This is a genomic window from Corynebacterium sp. KPL2680, assembly GCF_040225675.1.
Classification (GTDB): Bacteria; Actinomycetota; Actinomycetes; order Mycobacteriales; family Mycobacteriaceae; genus Corynebacterium; species Corynebacterium rhinophilum.
Genome location: NZ_JBEHFM010000003.1, coordinates 128718 through 147053, shown reverse-complemented (window position 1 = coordinate 147053; position 18336 = coordinate 128718). Strand labels below are relative to the sequence as shown.

Here is an 18336-nt window from a genome sequence, read left to right as displayed (position 1 = left end):
GAAATTTTTACGCGATTCATGCATGCTATGTGGCGGGAACGGGAAACCGGAAGGTAGAGAGTTCTCTCCTCTATTTTTCTCCTCGTTCCAGCTCGTCTAGAAGGAGTAACCGAGGGATTGTTGTGAAACGTCAGGCAACCGTAGCAGCGCTGGTAGTCAGCTCGGTCGCGCTGAGTGGCTGCGCTGCGGAAGTCGGCTCGAAGAGCGCATCAGAAGATGCCGCGATGACGGCAGAAACTGATGGCACTAGTTCGGTCGATGGCGCGGGTAATGCCAACGGGAGCCAGGGGGATGATGTGGAAGACAATCCGGGGGATTCGGAGCACTCCGAAGACGAGAATTCGAAGGCCGGCGCCGGTCTTCGGGGGGAGACCGGCGCCACGGGAGATGAGGATTCCGGGGTACTACCGCCTCCGGGAGAATTTGATCCTGCTGATCCAGATTTCGAGCTATTCGATCCATGTACGGAGATTCCACCGGACAGGCTGGAGGAAATTGGTTTAGAACCACGAATACTCGATTATCGAAAAGAATCGGGGCACTATTTTTGCAATTTTGCATCGAATGGGAGGAATTTTTCTGAAAGCATTCTAGTCTCTGCAGCTAGTGATTCAACTGCTATTGATGGGCTAGAGTTAAATGAAGATCTTCGACAAAAAGATGAAACAGCAGATATCGAAGGTATTCACCTATTTAACTCTGAGCTTTTTAAAGATTCCCAGTGTAATGGATATCTTTCTACCAGCCGAGGAACGATTACCGTCGGCATAAATGATGTCACACCACAGTCAAGTGCAATGAAGAGATGTCAATTGGCTGCTGAACTCATTACTAATCTCAAACAATAGTCGTGTTTTTGGGGGAAACATGCTTGTTAGTGTCAAAAATCTACAACGAAATACCAGCATAATATCTGATCTATACCGTCGAGCTCAGTCACTAAAGGACCGAGTAAATAGCCCGCTTAATTCGGGCTTTTCGAATGTGTCGGGAATTGATCACGTAGGGGGTGTGCACGAAAGGGCACTTACCACCGACCCAGGTTCGGCTAAAGGGACGCTCCTGGACTATGCCTCGCAAGTCGAATGGTTGTCGCAGGCTCTTTCCCGAGAAGCTCGAGGCTTTGAAGCCCAAGAAACTGCAAATAGTAGGGCGATGGATATCGCTGATGCGGGTGGTGAGATTGGTGTTGAATCGATGCCGATTATGGACCAGCCTGAGCCGGGGTATAGCCCCTTCGCCTTTACTCCTCCGGTAGTTAACGTCGGTACATCGATTACCAAGTTGGCGACGGACTTGATGTCAACGCAGATTTGGAGCGTGTCTGAAGCTAATGCACGCTGGGCGTCGTTAGGTTCTGAGGTTCGGGAGATCGTGAGTGGGCTTGAACAAGCCGCGGGGTCTTTGGAAAGTGAGAATGACAGCGAAACCACGTCCCGGGCGGCAGCGAAGATTAGGGAAGTGGCAGCCTCGGGGAAGCACTTTGTGGCCAATGCCGCAGCAATGGGAGAAAAGCTTACTGGGTTCCACTCGCGGTTGATGATGATTCAGCCTTCGGCGATGGCCATGGCGATGGATATTATGAAAATCCCTGACCCAGCAAAGCGAAAAGTCGCAGAGAAGGCGGCGTTGGCAAAGCTCCAACCGGATCTTCAGAGGTTTGCTATCGACGCAATGCCTAATCAACATCCGCTGATGGAACAGTCGCCGGCCTCTGGAGGAGGCGGCGTAGATGCTGGTTTGTCAGGCGTAGAGGGCGATGGCCAGAAATATAACACCGACAACGTCGTGTGGCCGCGTGCAATTCAGGAAGCTATTGCTCGCGGCGATGTGGGACCGGGAAACTTTGACGTGGCTAATGGTACGGTCCATGATTTGGAATCCGTCGGCATAACTCCGGAGGAAACTGCCGCGTTCCAGGAGCAATTGCATGCAGATGGCAGAAGGGCGCTTTCTGAGCTAGGTGTGGGCGACGGTATAGATATCAGCGGTCGCGATATCGCAACCAGTGGGGCCTCACTTCCTGGGGCGACGGCATCGCATGGCCACTTAGGATCTATGCCAACGGCAGGTGCCGCTCCCGGTACCGCGGGTATTGGCGCTGGAGCTGGCAGTGGTAGCGGTGGACTCGGTTCTACCGGGATGGGAGCACCGCTTGGTGCTGGACGTGGAACAGGTTCTGGTACCGGAGCCGGATCCGGGGTAGGCACAGGAACCGGTATTGCCGGTGCAGCGGGTGGTCCTGGCCTCGGCGGGCGAGCTGGAAGTGGAAATCCTGGCGCGCTCCGCGGTGGCGGATTCAATCCAACGGCCGGGCTCGGTAGCGGGGCCTTGGGCACGGGTGGAAGGCCTGGTTCTGGCGTAGGCGGAAACATGGGTGCACTCGTAAATTCCGCCCCAGGACTAGGTGCTGGCGGAACCACTGCGCGCGGCGGAGCAGCTTTGCGTGGTGGCTCCGGTGAGAGCGTCGGCGCTCGCGGTGTGGGAGGCGCGCTTCCTCGCGGGGCAGGCGAATCTGCTGGCAATAGCAGCGGTGGTAACGGTAGCCGGGGACACCTTGAAAGGGGAGCTGTGCGCGAAGCTGTGGTGCGCGGGGGAGGCGCCATCAATAACCCCGGTGCCAAATCTGGCGCCGCAAGGCCAGCAGCAGGTATGCGAGCCTTTGCGCCAATGATGGGAACCCGGGGTCAGGGAAATGACAAGAACCGGGTGAAGGCGGTAACGACTCAAGTTGAGCGCGATCCTAATAAGCGAGATCTGTTGGGAGAACCACCGGCTGTTGTGCCTGGGGTTATCGGCAATTGGGCGCGAGAATCCTAGGCAGCGAATCGGGAAAGGAAAGGCTGAAGGATAGTATCCTTCAGCCCATTTCTTTTATTGTGGCAGTTGCGTCGCGGTGGCGTTTGGCTGCTGCACAGGTTCCTCGACCCCGTTCTGCAGGCCCTCCGAATCCACCCCGGGTTCGGTGGTGACAGCAGATGAAGTCGTCTCGTCATTCTTCTGTGCCGGCGCCTCGCCGGTGAAGGTCGATGCGTTGTCGATCTTGCCGGATTCAGAATCCTGTTCGTTCGGCGGGTGGCATGCGGCCAAGGAAAGGCCGGCGGTAAAAACTAAACCAGCGGTGGCGAAACGGGAGAATTTCTTCATGGGGATGTGCTCTTTCTCCAGAGTAGTGAAGGCGGTAATGAGGTGGGAGGAGGAAATTAGGATTCGCGCGGGGTGGCGGCCTTGGCGGAATCGTATGGGGCAGCCGATTCGATGGTTACCGAAATGGTCTTTCCGTTTGGTGCGGAGTACTCGCGGGTTTCACCCTCCTGTGCACCGATGATGGCGGCGCCCAGCGGGGACTGCTCGGAGTAGGTCTCTAGGTCCTTGTTATCGGTCGCAGCGGCGCGGGTACCGATGAGGAAGGTTTCCTTATCGTTCTTGTCGCCGTTGTAGTACACGTGAACAACGCTGCCGGTGTAGGCAACGCCTTCCTGCATGGTGCCACGCTCGGTGGTGGAGTTGGCCAGCAGCTCAGAAATCTGCTTGATGCGGGCCTCTTCCTGGTCCTGCATCTCGCGGGCGGCGTCGTAGCCGGCGTTTTCTTTCAGGTCGCCCTCTTCGCGGCGCTCATTGATTTCCGCTGCCACCTCTGGGCGGTGATCGATGAGTTCCTGCAGCTCGGTCTCGAGCTTTGCCTTGGTTTCTGGGGTGATGTACTGCTTTTGCTGCTCAGCCATTCTAAAACCTTCCGTGCTGTGGAATAGTGGTCAAAGTCCTGCGATGATGGCGGGACCGAAGTTAAGTATGCAACCAGGCAATTGCCCAGTTCTAGGCTGTACAAATCCTAGCACATGGGGCTAGCGACTTTCCGCGTAGTCGGGATTGTCTATATCCAGGTAATCCGGGATATTGCCGGAGCAACCATAGGCTCCACCGGCGACGGCGCGGGCATTGGTGGGGACATCGACGGCAATGCGATGCGTCTCATTTCCGCCAGCGGGAACGGCAAATTCGCGGCGGCCTACCTCGGATTTGGAATAATCGTAAGCCTGCACGATGCAGTAAGCATCCTCATCGGTGTGATTGCGGGTTACGTCGACCCAGACGCGCGTGGTGTCATCGCTCAGAACCTCTTGAGTGACCATAGAAATCTGAGCATTGACGGATTCTTTTTCCCGAAAATACTGGAAGCCGTAGTAGAGAAGGGTGACGAGCATGGCGGCGAAAATTAACACCAGCGCCTTATTGGCCCAGCTACCAGAGTTCTTTTGTGATTTATCGCGCGAGCCGTAGCGCGCGGCGGAGCGAGAATTTCCGGCGGAAGTCATAGCCCTACTTTAACCGAGGAGTACCATTTTCCCATTATCTACTAAGATAGTGGTCTGTTCTAAAAGCTAGTTTTAAAGGGGATGGATTTTCAGTGAGCGACTTTCGCCTCCTAGCAATCCACGCACACCCGGATGATGAATCCTCCAAGGGTGCTGCGACAACGGCCCGTTACGCAGCAGAAGGTGCGGATGTAATGGTGCTGACCTGCACCGGTGGTGAACGCGGTGACATTATTAACCCGGCTATGGACCGTCCTGGCGTCAAGGAAAACATGGCTGAGGTGCGCCGCGAGGAAATGGCTAAGGCAGCCCGCGCGCTTGGGGTCCAACACCAGTGGTTAGGCCACGTTGATTCCGGCCTGCCAGATCCTGAGGAAGGCAAGAGCATGGAAGAGCTCTTGCCGGAAGGCTGCTTTGCCCTGATGGGCGATGATGCAGCGGCCCAGGAAATGGTGCGCGTTATCCGTTCATTCCGCCCGCAGGTCATCATTACCTATGACGAAAATGGCGGCTACCCGCACCCAGACCACCTCATGGTTCACCGAGCCTCCATGATTGCGTGGGAAAAGGCCGGTGACGCCTCTTACCACCCAGAACTGGGCGAGCCCTTCGAGCCGCTGAAGCTGTATTATTCGCATGGCTTTGTGTACCAGCGTATGAAGATGTTCCACGATCTTCTCCTTGAGGAGGGTAAGCCCAGCCCGTACGGTCCTATGCTGGCGCGTTGGGACACGGCTTTCGGCGATATTATGGCCCGCGTTACCACGCAGGTGGAGTGTGCCGATTACTTCCAAAACCGTGATGATGCGCTGCGGGCGCACGCGACGCAGATCGATCCTGCGGGCGCATTCTTGGCTACCTCCGTGGAGGTCCAACAGCGCTTGTGGCCAACGGAGGAGTTTGAATTAGCCAAGACCAGGGTATCGACCTCGCTGCCAGAAAATGATTTATTTGCGGGCATTGAAAAGAACGAGGAGACTTAAAGCATGAGCGTCTATGACTCCCTTTTCTTGGCTGCGCACAATGTCACTGTTCTTGCGCAAGGCACAGAAGGTGCAGAGGGCGGGCCGATGGGTCCCGAGTTTGGTAAAGCCTCGCCCATCGGGCTGCTTATCTTGGCCATCTTGGGCGTTGCCGTGCTGGTAGCGGGTTGGAATTTCCACCGTCGCTTTTCGCGCTTCCGTCGGCGCACTATGTTCGCTGAAGACCACGGAATCGATCCATTCGACGAAGAGGCAGTGGATGCGGCGCTCAAGGAAGCTGGCCTTTACGATAACCGCAAGAAGTCGATTTTCTAGCCGGTTGGAGTAATCAACGTGACATTTCTCAAGCGGCTGATGTACCCCTTGTATGAAGCACGCCTCGTGCGGCTTATCAAGGGCAGACCGCAGCCGAAGCACGTGGCGATCATGGCTGACGGCAACCGCCGCTGGGCGCGGGAAGCCGGTTTTACGGATATCAGCCACGGTCACCGCCAGGGGGCGAAGAAAATTGGGGAGATGATCGCGTGGTGCCGTGATACCGATATTGAGGTAGTCACCATCTACCTCTTGTCCACGGAGAACTTGAAGCGCAGCCAGCAGGAAGTGCAGCTGCTTTTTAACATCATCTCTGATGTGGTCACGCATTTGTCCCAGGGGGATTTGGATTGCCAGGTGCGCCTTGTGGGTAACTTAGATTTATTGCCCGCGCCGGTAACCCAGCGCATGGTTGACGCCGCTGAGGAAACCAAGGATAACCAAGGCGTCATCGTCAATGTGGCCGTGGGCTACGGTGGGCGCCAAGAAATCGTCGATGCCGTTCAGAAGCTGGTGCGCAGCGAGGCCGAAAAGGGCACGAGCGCGGCCGAGATGGCGGACCGAGTCACCGCGGATTCGATTACGGAACACCTTTATACCAAGGGCCTGCCGGACCCGGACTTGGTGATCCGCACCTCCGGTGAGCAGCGACTCTCCGGATTCCTCCTGTGGCAAGCAGCCTATTCAGAAATTTGGTTCACCGATACCTATTGGCCGGCGTTCCGGAAGGTAGATTTCCTGCGCGCGCTGCGTGATTATTCGCAGCGTTCGCGCCGCTTTGGCAAATAGCGGCTAGATTTTTCGCATCCGCACCTTTTCGACGAGGTGATGCGATCCCTTCTTCAATACCAGGGATGCGCGCACGCGGGTGGGCAGGATATTTTCCACCAAATTTGGCAGGTTAATGGATTGCCAAATCTCGCGGGCTTGGGCGCGCGCCTGCTCATCGTTCATATCGGCATAAGCAGCGAAGTGAGCATTGGGCCTGCGGAATTCGGTGTGGCGCAGCGTGAGGAAGCGGTCGATGTACCACTGCTCAATATCGTCCGTGCGGGCATCGACGTAGACGGAGAAATCAAAAAGATCCGCGATGGTTAAGGTGGGGCTGGTTTGGAGGACGTTGAGGCCTTCCAAGATTAAGATATCCGGCTGGTTGACCTCTTGATAGCGATCTTTGACGATGTCATAGGTGATATGCGAATACAGCGGTGCTTTAACCACGGGTTTTCCGGATTTGACGTCGGTAACAAAGCGCATAAGTGCGCGGCGGTCGTAGGATTCGGGGAAGCCCTTGCGCTTCATCAGTCCGCGGTCTTTAAGCGTTTGGGTGGGAAAGAGGAACCCGTCCGTGGTCACCAGGTCCACCTTCGGGTGAGAGTCCCAGCGCTGTAGGAGCACTTGGAGGAGGCGGGCGGTGGTGGATTTACCAACGGCCACGGAACCGCCTACGCCGATGACGAAAGGCACGTGCGTGGGAGGGTTGCCCAAGAAGGCTTCGGTGGCGGCGGTGAGTTGCTGCCGGGCGGTGACCTGCATGTGGATAAGGCGGGAGAGGGGGAGGTAGACGTCTGCCACCTCGTCCAAATCAATGCGATCGCCGATGCCGCGTAGCTCTTCTAGTTCGTTTTCTGTCAACACCTGTGGCATGGATTTGCGAAGATCACGCCAGGTTTCGCGGTCAAAGTCGAGGTAGGGGCTTGAATCCAGGTTGCGCGCCATAGCTTAATTGTCGCACGCGATGATAAGGGAATTAAAAATTTGCCCCCTGTAAGGTAGCCGAAAGGTTATGATATGTAATAGTTCATACTGCTTCCTACCGAGAAGAGGACTAGTCTTATATGGCTTCTTTCAATACTGACCTGCGCGATCTTGACCCCGATGTTTTCGGCGCTATCCAGGGAGAAATTTCCCGCCAGCGCGAAACTCTAGAAATGATTGCTTCTGAAAACTTCGTGCCGCGCGCCGTCTTGCAGGCACAGGGTTCTGTCCTGACCAATAAGTACGCCGAGGGATACCCAGGGCGTCGTTACTACGGCGGCTGTGAGCACGTCGATATTGTTGAGGATCTCGCCCGCGACCGTGCGAAGGCGCTCTTCAACGCGGAATTTGCCAACGTGCAGCCACATTCCGGCGCGCAGGCTAATGCCGCAGTCCTGGCCAGCATCGCGGAACCGGGCGATAAAATCCTCGGCCTGTCCTTGGCGCATGGTGGACACCTGACCCACGGGATGAAGTTGAACTTCTCCGGCAAGCTTTACGATGTCGCGGCGTATGGTGTGGACCCAGAGACCATGCGCGTGGACATGGATAAGCTGCGCGAACAGGCGCTAAAGGAGAAGCCAAAGGTCATCATCGGCGGTTGGTCCGCGTACCCGCGCACCCTGGATTTCGCGGCCTTCCGCGAGATTGCAGATGAGGTGGGCGCTTACCTGTGGGTTGACATGGCCCACTTCGCGGGTCTGGTTGCCGCAGGCCTGCACCCGAACCCAGTGGAGCACGCCGATATCGTCTCCACCACCGTGCACAAGACCCTGGGCGGTCCGCGATCCGGCATGATCTTGGCCAAGCAGGAATATGCAAAGAAGCTGAACTCCAATGTCTTCCCAGGCCAGCAGGGTGGACCGTTGATGCACGCGGTCGCTGCAAAGGCTATTTCTATGAAGATTGCGGCCAGCGAGGAATTCAAGGAGCGCCAGGAGCGCACCCTTGAGGGCGCCCGCATTCTGGCTGATCGCCTCTTGGCGGAAGATACGCAGGCAGCTGGCGTGGACGTTGTATCCGGTGGCACTGATGTCCACCTCGTCCTGGTTGATCTGCGCAATTCGCAGCTCGATGGTCAGCAGGCAGAAGACCTGTTGCACCAGGTAGGAATCACCGTCAACCGCAATGCGGTCCCGAACGATCCTCGCCCGCCGATGGTCACCTCGGGCCTGCGCATCGGCACCTCCGCCCTGGCCACCCGCGGCCTTGATGCGGAAGCCTTTACCGAGGTTGCCGATGTCATCGGCACCGCCTTGGCACAGGGCAATAGCGCCGATGTTGAGGCACTTCGCCGTCGCGTCGATAAAATCGCCGAGCACTACCCGCTGTATGAAGGCCTCGAGGACTGGAAGCTGGTTTAGGCCTTATCCTCTGCGGCGTCCTCGTTGACGTCGTGCCCGCGAGCCTGCGCCAGCGTGGCGCGGGCTTGCTGCAGCCACTCCGGCTGTTTTTCCAAAAGCTCGCTGATTTCCGCAGTGGTCAGCGGCTTATCCATGTCATTCTTCTTTAATGCGGTGACAGAAATGCCCAGCTTGTGGGCAACTTCCTGCCGGGGGTGGGGGCCTTCGCGGCGCAGCGTTTGCAGCCACTGTGGGGGATTGTGCTGCAATTCGCGCAGTTCTTCGTGGCTTACCGCGCTATTTTGAAATTCTTCGGGCGCGGCGGGCAGATAGATATTCAGCTTTTTAGCGGCGGTCTGCGCGCGCATTGCGGTACCGGACGGTTGCTGTTGGTTATGTTGTTCACTCACGGTTTAACCGTAGCACTTTCAGTAGACTGTGCTCCATGCTGCGCTTAGCCTTTGTGACCGGTACGGAACCTGGAAAATGGTTTCAGAGATTTCAGGACAATACTGCGCACGGCGGTTTATCTACCATCGATGCGGATGACGGCATGGCGGAATTGCTCGCAGGTCGCGTGGATCTGGCGTTAACGCGCCTGCCGGATGCGCGCGTGGATGACTCCTTCCACGTGGTCCGCCTTTATGAGGAGGCCCCCGGCATCGCGGTTCCAAAAGACTCCGTTTATGCGGAGGTGGGTGAGGAGCTGGCGCTTGCCGATGTCTCCGATGAGCACCTCAACTACCGCCTCACCGAGGCAGGTGAGGTCGATATCGCCGCCGTACGCGAAGCCCTGCAGGTGGTTGCAGCCAATGTGGGGATCGCCATCGCACCGCTGCCGCTATTAAAAATCCTCAGCAAGAAACAGGTGGTTCCGCTTGCGCTGAAGGGCAGCGAGGTACCGGTCACCGAGATCGCCTTGGTCTGGCGAAAGGCGGAGGATAGCGAGGCCATTCAGGATTTTGTGGGCATCGCTAAGGGCCGCACCGCCCGCTCCTCCAGGCAGGAAAAACCGAAGCGCACAGCCCGCGAAAAAGCTAAAGCCAAACAGTCTCGAAGGATTGTTAACAATCCGTTACAAAAGCAGAAGAAGCGCCCTAAGCAGCGCAAACGGCGATGAACTGAAAGCTGATCCGCTCAATCCCCGGTGCACACAGTGGCGCGGCAGTGCAGATCGCTATACGGTTGGTTGCGCTCGCCACAATGGCGGCTGAAAACTACAGTGAACTAGTTTTTCGGCTGAAAAGCGAAAGGTAGATTTAGAAATGCGCAAGATTACTCGTCGTATTGCAGGTGGCTTCGCGGCCGCAACCCTCTCCGTTGCTCTCGTTGCATGCTCGGACGCAGAGGATACCGTTGATGACGCCAAGGATACCGCTGGCTCCGTAGCCGCAGACGCATCGGATGCTGCCGGCTCTGCCGCAGCCGATGCCACCGACGCCGCAGGTTCCGCTGCCGCAGAGGCAACTGGCTCCAAGGACGATAATGCAGAGGGCGCCAAGGGCGATACCCAGACCGTCACTACTGCAAATGGCGAGGAAGAAGTTCCCGCTGACCTTGCAGCCGCCATCGAGGAAAAGCAGGCAGAGTGGGGCGACGTGCAGAGCGTAGAGTCCTCCGATAAGGGCACCTTGGCTACCTTCGAGGGCGGCAAGCACCTGGTCTACTCTGAGGAGACTGGTGCACAGCCGGTCATCGGCAAGATTGCTGAAACCTGGGTAAACGAGGGTGGCCTCGACTCTTCCGTTGGCCTGCCTACCAAGCCAGAGGCTGACGCAACTGAGGCAAACGGCTGGACCCAAGAGTTTAGCAACGGCACCATCTCCTGGACTGAGGGTGAAGACGGCCAATTCAAGGCTGATATCGAGGCCTAAAGGCTAAAATTCGGCGGCCGCATAAGCGGCACGCCGAACACTCTCGACACTTTCCCTGCGGGTTGTTCCGCAGGGATTTGTCGTTTTCTTAAAGTTCATCTTCCACCCATGTGATTTCAACCTTGGGTGCTTAGGTTGGGTGGCAGCCCCCAAGAGATCGCAGCACTAGCGGTATTGGGGGACAGACAAGGAAGAACAGCTTTCTACCGTTTCACAAAGGAAGATTCCTGCCATCATGACTCGCCCCTCTGTACTTTCTACTCCACCAGGCACCACCGATAATGACATCGCCACCAAGACCTATGTCCTCGATACTTCGGTCTTATTATCTGACCCGTGGGCGTTGCGAAAATTCGCTGAACACGAGGTCGTCCTTCCCGTCGTGGTTATCTCTGAATTAGAAGGAAAACGTCATCACCCGGAGCTTGGCTGGTTCGCCCGCCAAGCTCTTCGCTTTTTGGAAGAGCTGCGCGCTACCTATGAGGCGCTCGACCAACCCGTTCCGGTAAATGTAGCTGGCGGAACTTTGCGGGTAGAGCTTAACCACCAAGACCAGTCGCTCTTGCCGGCCGCATTCCGCGGGCCGGAAGGGGACCACCGCATCTTGGCCTGCACCTTGAACCTGGCGCACGAGGGCAAGGACACGGTCTTAGTCACCAAAGACGTGCCGCTGCGCGTCAAAGCCGGCGCCGTGGGCGTGCAGGCCGATGAATACCACGCCCAAGACGTCATTTTGACCGGGTACTCCGGTATGGCTACCGCCTATACCACCACAGATGTCATCGACGCCCTCTACAGCGATGGGGAAGTGCTGCTAGACGGGGTTGTCACGGACGATGACACCCCGGTTGAAGACTTGCCGGTGCATTGCGGCATCACCTTGATTGCCGGCGCGCAATCTGCCTTGGGGCGTATCATGCCGGACGGGGCGGTGCGCTTGGTGCGCGGCGATCGCAATACCTTCGGCGTGCAGGGGCGTTCGGCGGAACAACGCATTGCCTTGGATCTGCTGCTGGATCCGGAGGTTGGCATCGTTTCCATCGGCGGTAGGGCCGGTACTGGTAAATCAGCGTTGGCATTGTGCGCAGGCTTGGAGGCTGTCTTGGAACGCGGGGAGCACCGCCGCATTGTGGTCTTCCGGCCCATGTACGCCGTCGGCGGGCAGTCGCTGGGGTACCTGCCGGGCTCTGAATCAGAGAAGATGAACCCATGGGCTCAAGCGGTCTATGACACCTTGGAAGGCCTAGTATCTGACAACGTCCTAGAAGAGATTCATCAGCGTGGGCTCATCGAGGTCCTGCCACTGACCCATATCCGCGGCCGGTCCCTGCACGATGCCTTCGTTATCGTGGACGAGGCGCAGTCATTGGAGCGCAATGTTTTGCTCACCGTGCTCTCGCGCTTGGGGGAAGGCTCGCGAGTAGTGCTCACCCACGACGTTGCCCAGCGCGATAACCTGCGGGTGGGCCGCCACGATGGGGTACAGGCGGTCATCGAAAAGCTCAAGGGCCACGAGCTCTTCTCGCACATTACCCTTAAGCGTTCGGAGCGCTCCGCCATTGCGGAACTGGTAACCGATCTATTAGAAGGCAACGACTAAGTGAGGGCGGGATGAAAGCGATTTCGCAGACAGCGAATTTAATGAATTCTTTATAGAAAAAATCACCCAAGACCAGTAATAATGGTGCTTATGAGCGAGAACGCCAAGAAGACGTCTGCGGACGATAAGAAAAAGGATTTCCGTATTCGGCCCTTCACTTCGGCCGATTACCCGCAGATGCGGGAAATCTACGAGCAGGGCCTGCAAACCGGCCATGCCACCTATGAAACCCGATCCTTGACCTACGAGGAGTTTACGAGCTCCAAGATCATGGCCTCGGTGCACGTAGCCGTTGAGGCGGACGATGATTCCAAGGTATTGGGGTGGGTTTCGGCCGCCCCGATTTCCTCGCGCACCGTCTTCCACGGCGTCGTGGAGGATTCCATTTACTTGGGATCTGATGCCCAAGGCCGTGGCATTGCAGGGGCCTTGCTCGATTGCCTCATTGAAGTGTGCAAGGACCTGCACAAGTGGGCCATCCACTCTTGGATCTTCCCGGAAAATGAAGGTTCTGCGGGCCTTCACAAGTCCCGCGGTTTTGAAAAGGTCGGCACCTACTCACACATGGCCAAGATGACCTATGGTGAGTTGGCCGGTCAGTGGCGCGATACCGATGTCTACGAGCTCCTGCTTCCCAAGCCGGAGGAAAAGAACAGTTAAAGGGCACTCAGCCTTTTCGTCACGAAGGCCGTAGCGCTGCCGGGGGAATAAATCATCCTGGCGGCGCTACGGCCTTTATTTGTTTTCCCAAGCTAGGCGATCAACCAGTTGGGGAGAATAGAGCGCTCCTAGACTGCGGGTAGCTCCCAGCGCCCAAACCACTTCTGTGCCTGTGGGCGCATGAAATCGCTCAGGCGGCTAAACGGCGGCACCTCGATGCCTTGGCGCTCTGCCAAGGCCACGAGGTAATCGCGGGTGTGCCATACCTCGATGGGGCTTGCCTCAATATCGAGCACCTCCGCGAGGCCGCCAGCCTGGTAGCCGAGGGAGGAGTTGATGGGGGCATCGGCAAGCGGCAGGCTACCGCGCAGCGCATGGAGCTCCCTACTGGTGGCGGCGGTTTCTGCGGGGTTGAGCGACATTAATCGATCGTCTCCTTCAGGCGCTCTTCACGCAGGGGAAGCAGGACCAAGAGGGCGACGATGACGAGCGGGACCATCAGCGCGATGACCGGGGTGAGTCCGTCATTATAGGAATTTAATACTGCCTGCCTGAGCGGCTCTGGCAGGGAAGACACCAAGTCCGGGGTCAGGCTATTGGCATTGCCCTCGCCATTGCCAAACTTCTCGGCATAGGCCGCGCCCTCAGGTCCCAGCTGCTGGATGGCCTGCGGCAGGCGGTTGGCCATCTCATCCTGCATGTTGTTAATGAACATGGAACCGACCAAGGAAGCACCTAGGGCAGAACCGATCTGGCGGAAGAAGTTATTCGCCGCGGTTGCCGTACCCACCTGGGAGAGCGGGAAGGAGTTCTGGACGATGAGAACGAGCACCTGCATGACCATGCCCAGGCCGATGCCGAAGGCGAGGAACTCGAAGCCGAGTTGCGTGAGCGATGTGTCTACCGACAAGCGGGACATCCAAAAGAGTGCACCGGCGGTAATGGCCAAGCCGATAACGGGGTAGATTTTGTAGCGGCCGGTGCGGGCGATGATGAAACCGACGCCGGTGGAGGTGCCGATAAGGCCAATCATCATCGGAATCATCATCAGGCCTGCGTTGGTGGGTGAGAGGGTGTGGACCATTTGCAGGTAGGTGGGCATATAGCCCAGCACCCCGAACATGGCCAGGCCCAAGATGACGCCGGATAGGGTAGTCAGGGCCATGTTGCGGTTCTTGAAGAGGCGAACCGGGATAAGCGGTTCGGCAGCCCGCAATTCCACGATGGTGGTAATGATCGCGCCGACGAGGGTAATGGCGCCGAGAGTGAGGATCATGGTGGAATCCCAGTCGTACTCGGTGCCGCCCCAAGTGGTCATGAGGATAAGGGAAGCGGTAGTAATGGCGATGAAGGTGGCACCGAGCCAGTCAAAGCGCTTCATATCGGCCTGGCCCACGCGCAGGTTGAGCACCAAGATGCAGACCACCATGGCCAGCAGGCCGAGTGGAATATTCATCCACATGCCCCAACGCCAGCCAGGGCCATCAGTAAACCAGCCACCCAAGACGGGGCCGAGGACGGAGGACAGGCCGAAGACGCCGCCCATGATGCCCATGAACTTGCCACGCTCGCGGGAGGAGGTGACCTCGGCGATGATGGACTGCGAGGAGATCATCATAAACCCGGCGCCGAAGCCTTGCACGGCGCGGGCGATGATGAGAACTGTCATGGAATCGGCGAAACCGCCGATGGCGGAGCCCACGACGAAGACGGCGATGCCGCCAATGTAGAGCCACTTGCGGCCCAGCATGTCACCCAGCTTGCCGGAAATCGGCATGGCGATGGTCATGGTGACCAGGAATGCGGAAATTACCCAGCTCATGTGGTCAACGCCGCCAAGCTCACCAACAATCGTTGGCAAAGCGGAAGAGAAAATCATCTGGCCCAGGGAGCTCATCAACATGGTGAGCACCAGCGCAGAGAAAATGAGCCCCAGGTTATCCGCCCGCGACTGGCCCTGCGCAGGAGCCTTTTCGGCTGTATCTACCATCGGATTCCTTTCATAACATCATTAATCAACATCAGTGAATCATTCAGACGCGAACTCAGGGCGTCGCTGCAATCGCTATCAGGGGCGGCGATGGAAAGCCACAGGGCCTCGCGGACTACACCGGCGATGACCATGGCCTCCGTTGCCGCTGAATGGCCCTCGAGGATGCGCAATTCCGGTTCTTGGTTAAGGCGCTCCTCAATGAGCCCAATAAGCTCGATGGATTTCGCCCGCTTGCGGCTAATGGAGGCGGCGGCCGCCTCTGGGTCATTAGCAATGCGCTTGCGTCTCTCCCGAATCGTGGGATTAACGTGATGGCCCTCCATGTGCTGTTCCACCAGGTTAAGGACTAATTCCATGATGTTGATGGTGGGTTCATGGAGGAAATACTCGCGCATTTCCGCGGTGAAGTCAGCACTTGGTGCCCCAAGCACGGCGGATTCCTTCGAATCAAAATAGTTAAAAAACGTGCGCCGAGAAATACCGGCTAGTTCGCAGATCTCTTCAATAGTGACCTCGCCAAAGGAATGCTTGTCCACCAACTCGGTGGCAGCATCTTCGATGCGTAGCCGCGTTTCTAGGCGTTTCTGCTCGCGTAGTGATAGTTCTTCTTGCACAGAATGCAACTTTACACTCGGTGCAAACTTGCACCAAGTGCAAAATGGGTGATTTTGTAGATGTGTACGCCGAATCTATGTTGTAGGTCACAGCATACGCTTGCCGATGTCCCCTTTCTTTACCCGCGCTTACCATGCCTGGCAAGCGCGTCGAGGCATGCGAAAACCCCCGCTCAGAGGCGATTTCCGAGCGGGGGTCGTAGCGTTAAACGCGGACTAGATTAAATATTGTCGCGGTCGCGGTTGGTCATGCTCAATACGTCCAAGCGCTTGTCCAGCTCTTCCTCAGTGAGGTTCTCGCCGTCAACAAAGCCCAAGTCGATAACGGCCTGGCGGACTGTGATCTTCTCATTGAGGGCGTGCTTTGCGGCTTTGGCGGCGTTCTCGTAGCCGATGGCGGAGTTCAGCGGGGTCACGATGGAAGTGGAGGACTCCGCGAAGTGCTTCATGCGCTCCTCGTTGGCCTCGATGTGGTAGACGCACTTCTCGGCAAAGACGCGGGCGGAGTTAGCCAGTAGGCGAGCGGACTCGAGCACGTTGCGCGCCATCATCGGGATGAAGACGTTGAGCTCGAACTGGCCCTGCGCGCCGCCGAAGGCAACGGCAGCGTCATTGCCCACAACCTGGCCGGCCACCATGGTGACTGCCTCAGGGATAACCGGGTTGACCTTGCCCGGCATGATGGAAGAACCAGGCTGCAGGTCCTTCAGGTGGATTTCTGCCAGGCCGGTCAGTGGGCCGGAGCCCAGCATGCGCAGGTCATTGGCAATCTTGTTGAAGGATACAGCCACCGAGCGCATGGCTCCGGAGAACTCTACAAGGCCGTCGCGGTTAGCCTGTGCCTCGAAGTGGTTTTCAGCTTCCTTCAGGTTCTCAACGCCGGTGAGCTTCTTGAGCTCCTCGGTTACCTTGCCGCCGAAATCAGCGGAGGTGTTCAGGCCGGTGCCGGTGGCGGTACCACCGATGGCGAGTTCGCCCAAGCGCGGGAGGGTAGCCTCGATGCGCTCGATGCCGAGCTCCACCTGGCGGGCGTAGCCGCTGAACTCCTGGCCCAGGGTGATTGGGGTGGCGTCCATGAGGTGGGTGCGGCCGGCCTTGACAACGTCCGCGAATTCCTTCGCCTTCTTGGACAAGGACTCGTGCAGCACCTTCAGGCCCGGAATGAGGTCATTGACGGCTGCTTCCGTGGCCGCCACGTGGGTAGCGGTGGGGAAGGTGTCATTGGAGGACTGGCCCATGTTGACGTCATCGTTCGGGTGAACCTCTACGCCCTGCTTCTGTGCCAAGGAGGCGATGACCTCGTTGGTGTTCATATTGGAGGAGGTACCGGAGCCGGTCTGGAACACATCGATGGGGAAGGCATCGTTGTGCTTGCCTTCCGCGATTTCCTTCGCAGCGGCGATAATGGCGTCTGCCTTTTCCGCATCTAGGCTGCCGGAGTCCTTGTTGACCTGTGCGCATGCCGCCTTGAGCAGGCCGAGTGCGCGGATTTGCGCATCTTCTAGGCCGCGGCCGGAGATGGGGAAGTTGTCTACCGCGCGCTGGGTCTGTGCGCGCCACAGGGCATCAGCGGGAACTTTAACCTCGCCCATAGTGTCATGTTCGGTACGGTATTCGGTCATGAAAATCACCTCGGTTAATTGATTGTGTGCGTCTACCCCCAGTATGGCGAAAAGCTAAAAACTAGAGCACGAAAAGCCCGAGCCCGCCCCGCCATTTGGGGGTGAGGTTTAGTTCTTGGTGGGGTCCGAGTAGTCCACGACGGAGTATTCCTGCAGCTTTGCCAGCTTGTGGAAGGAATCGACGTAGCGGATGGTGCCGGACTTGGAACGCATGACCAGCGAACGGGTGGAGGCGCCATTATTGCGGTAGGAGACACCTCGCAGCATGTCGCCGTTGGTCACGCCGGTGGCAGCGAAGTAGCAGTTCTTGGAGGAGACCAAGTCATTGGTGCCTAAGACCTTGTCCAAGTCGTGGCCGGCGGCGCGGGCCTTTTCTGCTTCCTCTTCATCCTTTGGCCACAGCTTGCCCTGGATTTCGCCACCCATGCACCGCATGGCGCAGGCGGTGATGATGCCCTCAGGGGTACCGCCGATGCCCATCATCATGTCGATGGAATTGGAATCCTGGCAGGTGGCGATGGCACCTGCCACATCGCCGTCCATGATGAGGCGTACCTTGGCGCCTGCCTCACGGATCTCTTGGATGAGCTTATCGTGGCGCGGACGGTCCAATACCACCACGGTGATATCGGCGGTGCGCAGGCCCTTTGCCTTGGCAACAGATTCGATATTCCACTGCACGGACTGGTTGATATCGATGGATCCGACGGCTTCAGGTCCAACGGCGATCTTTTCCATGTAGAAGACTGCGGATGGGTCATACATGGTGCCGCGCTCTGCAGCGGCGATTACGGAAATGGCATTGGGGCGGCCTTCGGCCATCAGCCGCGTGCCATCTACGGGGTCTACGGCAATGTCCATCGCCGCACCCTCGCCGGTGCCGACCTCTTCGCCGTTGAAGAGCATTGGGGCCTCATCCTTTTCGCCCTCACCAATGACAACAACGCCCTTCATCGCCACGGAGTTAATCAGCTTGCGCATGGCATCGACTGCCGCGCCATCGCCCTCATTCTTCATGCCACGACCTACCCAGCGGCCAGAGGCCAGGGCGGCGGCTTCGGTCACGCGCACCAGCTCCATGGCCAAGTTACGGTCGGGCAAATAAGAAGTATTTTCGGACATGTGTAGTGGTTGCCTTCCATGTTTTCTCACCGTGGGGGTAATTCCCACGCGCTTAGTGTTCTACTTTTCCTATTCTGGCACTTTTTGGTGTCAATAGGTCCGATTTGGGGCCCCTTTTGTGGGGATTTTCCTCTCT

Annotated in this window: 20 protein-coding genes; 10 read left to right on the top strand and 10 right to left on the bottom strand. The window is 57.6% G+C overall.

The genetic code is table 11. The annotated features are described in order from the left end of the window. Nucleotides 1–122: 122 nt before the first annotated feature. Both ABRP66_RS02875 and ABRP66_RS02870 read left to right on the top strand, forming a co-directional pair. Complete coding sequence (locus tag ABRP66_RS02875) at nucleotides 123–848, top strand: DUF3558 family protein (protein WP_284782447.1); 726 nt, start codon at nucleotides 123–125, stop codon at nucleotides 846–848. 307 nt (nucleotides 849–1155) lie between these two features. Next, complete coding sequence (locus ABRP66_RS02870; protein ID WP_284782449.1) at nucleotides 1156–2820, top strand: hypothetical protein; 1665 nt, start codon at nucleotides 1156–1158, stop codon at nucleotides 2818–2820. 54 nt (nucleotides 2821–2874) lie between these two features. Here the strand turns inward: ABRP66_RS02870 and ABRP66_RS02865 are convergent, their stop codons facing one another. From ABRP66_RS02865 to ABRP66_RS02855, 3 genes are all read right to left on the bottom strand, one after another. Next, on the bottom strand, nucleotides 2875–3147 hold the full coding sequence (locus tag ABRP66_RS02865) for a thiamine biosynthesis protein X (protein WP_284769953.1): 273 nt from the start codon (nucleotides 3145–3147) through the stop codon (nucleotides 2875–2877). Between the two features lie 56 nt (nucleotides 3148–3203). Continuing rightward, nucleotides 3204–3725: a transcription elongation factor GreA gene (greA, locus tag ABRP66_RS02860; protein WP_284769952.1), complete on the bottom strand. Its 522-nt coding sequence runs from the start codon at nucleotides 3723–3725 to the stop codon at nucleotides 3204–3206. A 120-nt stretch (nucleotides 3726–3845) separates the two neighbouring features. Beyond that, the gene (locus ABRP66_RS02855) at nucleotides 3846–4316 is read right to left on the bottom strand and encodes a DUF4307 domain-containing protein (protein WP_284782450.1); all 471 of its coding nucleotides are present in this window, start codon (nucleotides 4314–4316) and stop codon (nucleotides 3846–3848) included. Nucleotides 4317–4408: 92 nt separating this feature from the next. Here ABRP66_RS02855 and mca point away from each other — a divergent pair, with 92 nt between their 5' ends. The 3 genes from mca to ABRP66_RS02840 are packed head-to-tail and all read left to right on the top strand — an operon-like array spanning nucleotide 4409 to nucleotide 6403. Continuing rightward, nucleotides 4409–5299, top strand: a complete 891-nt coding sequence (gene mca / locus ABRP66_RS02850; protein WP_284782451.1) for a mycothiol conjugate amidase Mca — start codon at nucleotides 4409–4411, stop codon at nucleotides 5297–5299. 3 nt (nucleotides 5300–5302) lie between these two features. Further along, entirely contained in the window at nucleotides 5303–5614 is a 312-nt protein-coding gene (locus ABRP66_RS02845) for a hypothetical protein (protein WP_284782453.1), read from the top strand. Nucleotides 5615–5632: 18 nt separating this feature from the next. Then, on the top strand, nucleotides 5633–6403 hold the full coding sequence (locus ABRP66_RS02840; protein ID WP_284782455.1) for an isoprenyl transferase: 771 nt from the start codon (nucleotides 5633–5635) through the stop codon (nucleotides 6401–6403). A 3-nt stretch (nucleotides 6404–6406) separates the two neighbouring features. Here the strand turns inward: ABRP66_RS02840 and coaA are convergent, their stop codons facing one another. After that, nucleotides 6407–7333 carry a type I pantothenate kinase gene (coaA, locus tag ABRP66_RS02835; protein ID WP_284769949.1) on the bottom strand — a complete coding sequence of 309 codons (927 nt, stop codon included), beginning with the start codon at nucleotides 7331–7333 and terminating at the stop codon, nucleotides 6407–6409. Between the two features lie 119 nt (nucleotides 7334–7452). Between coaA and glyA the strand changes: the two genes are divergently transcribed. After that, a complete protein-coding gene (gene glyA / locus ABRP66_RS02830; protein WP_284782456.1) occupies nucleotides 7453–8736 on the top strand; it encodes a serine hydroxymethyltransferase in 1284 nt (427 codons plus the stop codon). Here the strand turns inward: glyA and ABRP66_RS02825 are convergent. Further along, the gene (locus tag ABRP66_RS02825) at nucleotides 8733–9125 is read right to left on the bottom strand and encodes a DUF5997 family protein (RefSeq protein WP_458773836.1); all 393 of its coding nucleotides are present in this window, start codon (nucleotides 9123–9125) and stop codon (nucleotides 8733–8735) included. The genes glyA and ABRP66_RS02825 overlap by 4 nt on opposite strands. 35 nt (nucleotides 9126–9160) lie before the next feature. On the opposite strand from ABRP66_RS02825, the gene ABRP66_RS02820 reads away from it, so the two are divergent. The 4 genes from ABRP66_RS02820 to ABRP66_RS02805 all read left to right on the top strand — a co-directional run bounded on the left by ABRP66_RS02820 (nucleotide 9161) and on the right by ABRP66_RS02805 (nucleotide 12849). Then, the gene (locus ABRP66_RS02820) at nucleotides 9161–9835 is read left to right on the top strand and encodes a LysR family transcriptional regulator substrate-binding protein (RefSeq protein ID WP_284782458.1); all 675 of its coding nucleotides are present in this window, start codon (nucleotides 9161–9163) and stop codon (nucleotides 9833–9835) included. 145 nt (nucleotides 9836–9980) lie between these two features. Continuing rightward, nucleotides 9981–10589 (top strand): LGFP repeat-containing protein, encoded by a 609-nt coding sequence (locus ABRP66_RS02815; protein WP_284769948.1) that lies wholly within the window; start codon nucleotides 9981–9983, stop codon nucleotides 10587–10589. A gap of 235 nt (nucleotides 10590–10824) precedes the next feature. Then, a complete protein-coding gene (gene phoH2 / locus ABRP66_RS02810; RefSeq protein WP_349838314.1) occupies nucleotides 10825–12189 on the top strand; it encodes an RNA 5'-3' helicase PhoH2 in 1365 nt (454 codons plus the stop codon). An 81-nt stretch (nucleotides 12190–12270) separates the two neighbouring features. Continuing rightward, a complete protein-coding gene (locus tag ABRP66_RS02805) occupies nucleotides 12271–12849 on the top strand; it encodes a GNAT family N-acetyltransferase (RefSeq protein WP_284851583.1) in 579 nt (192 codons plus the stop codon). Between the two features lie 128 nt (nucleotides 12850–12977). Here the strand turns inward: ABRP66_RS02805 and ABRP66_RS02800 are convergent, their stop codons facing one another. From ABRP66_RS02800 to glpX, 5 genes are all read right to left on the bottom strand, one after another. After that, a complete protein-coding gene (locus ABRP66_RS02800; RefSeq protein ID WP_284850335.1) occupies nucleotides 12978–13271 on the bottom strand; it encodes a DUF2316 family protein in 294 nt (97 codons plus the stop codon). Beyond that, nucleotides 13271–14839 (bottom strand): MDR family MFS transporter, encoded by a 1569-nt coding sequence (locus ABRP66_RS02795; RefSeq protein ID WP_284850336.1) that lies wholly within the window; start codon nucleotides 14837–14839, stop codon nucleotides 13271–13273. The genes ABRP66_RS02800 and ABRP66_RS02795 overlap by 1 nt, the downstream gene beginning before the upstream one ends. Continuing rightward, on the bottom strand, nucleotides 14833–15456 hold the full coding sequence (locus tag ABRP66_RS02790) for a TetR/AcrR family transcriptional regulator (RefSeq protein ID WP_284850337.1): 624 nt from the start codon (nucleotides 15454–15456) through the stop codon (nucleotides 14833–14835). The genes ABRP66_RS02795 and ABRP66_RS02790 overlap by 7 nt, the downstream gene beginning before the upstream one ends. Nucleotides 15457–15677: 221 nt before the next feature. Then, nucleotides 15678–17078 carry a class II fumarate hydratase gene (locus ABRP66_RS02785; protein ID WP_284850338.1) on the bottom strand — a complete coding sequence of 467 codons (1401 nt, stop codon included), beginning with the start codon at nucleotides 17076–17078 and terminating at the stop codon, nucleotides 15678–15680. A gap of 108 nt (nucleotides 17079–17186) precedes the next feature. After that, a complete protein-coding gene (gene glpX, locus ABRP66_RS02780; RefSeq protein WP_284769941.1) occupies nucleotides 17187–18200 on the bottom strand; it encodes a class II fructose-bisphosphatase in 1014 nt (337 codons plus the stop codon). Between the last annotated feature and the right edge of the window lie 136 nt (nucleotides 18201–18336).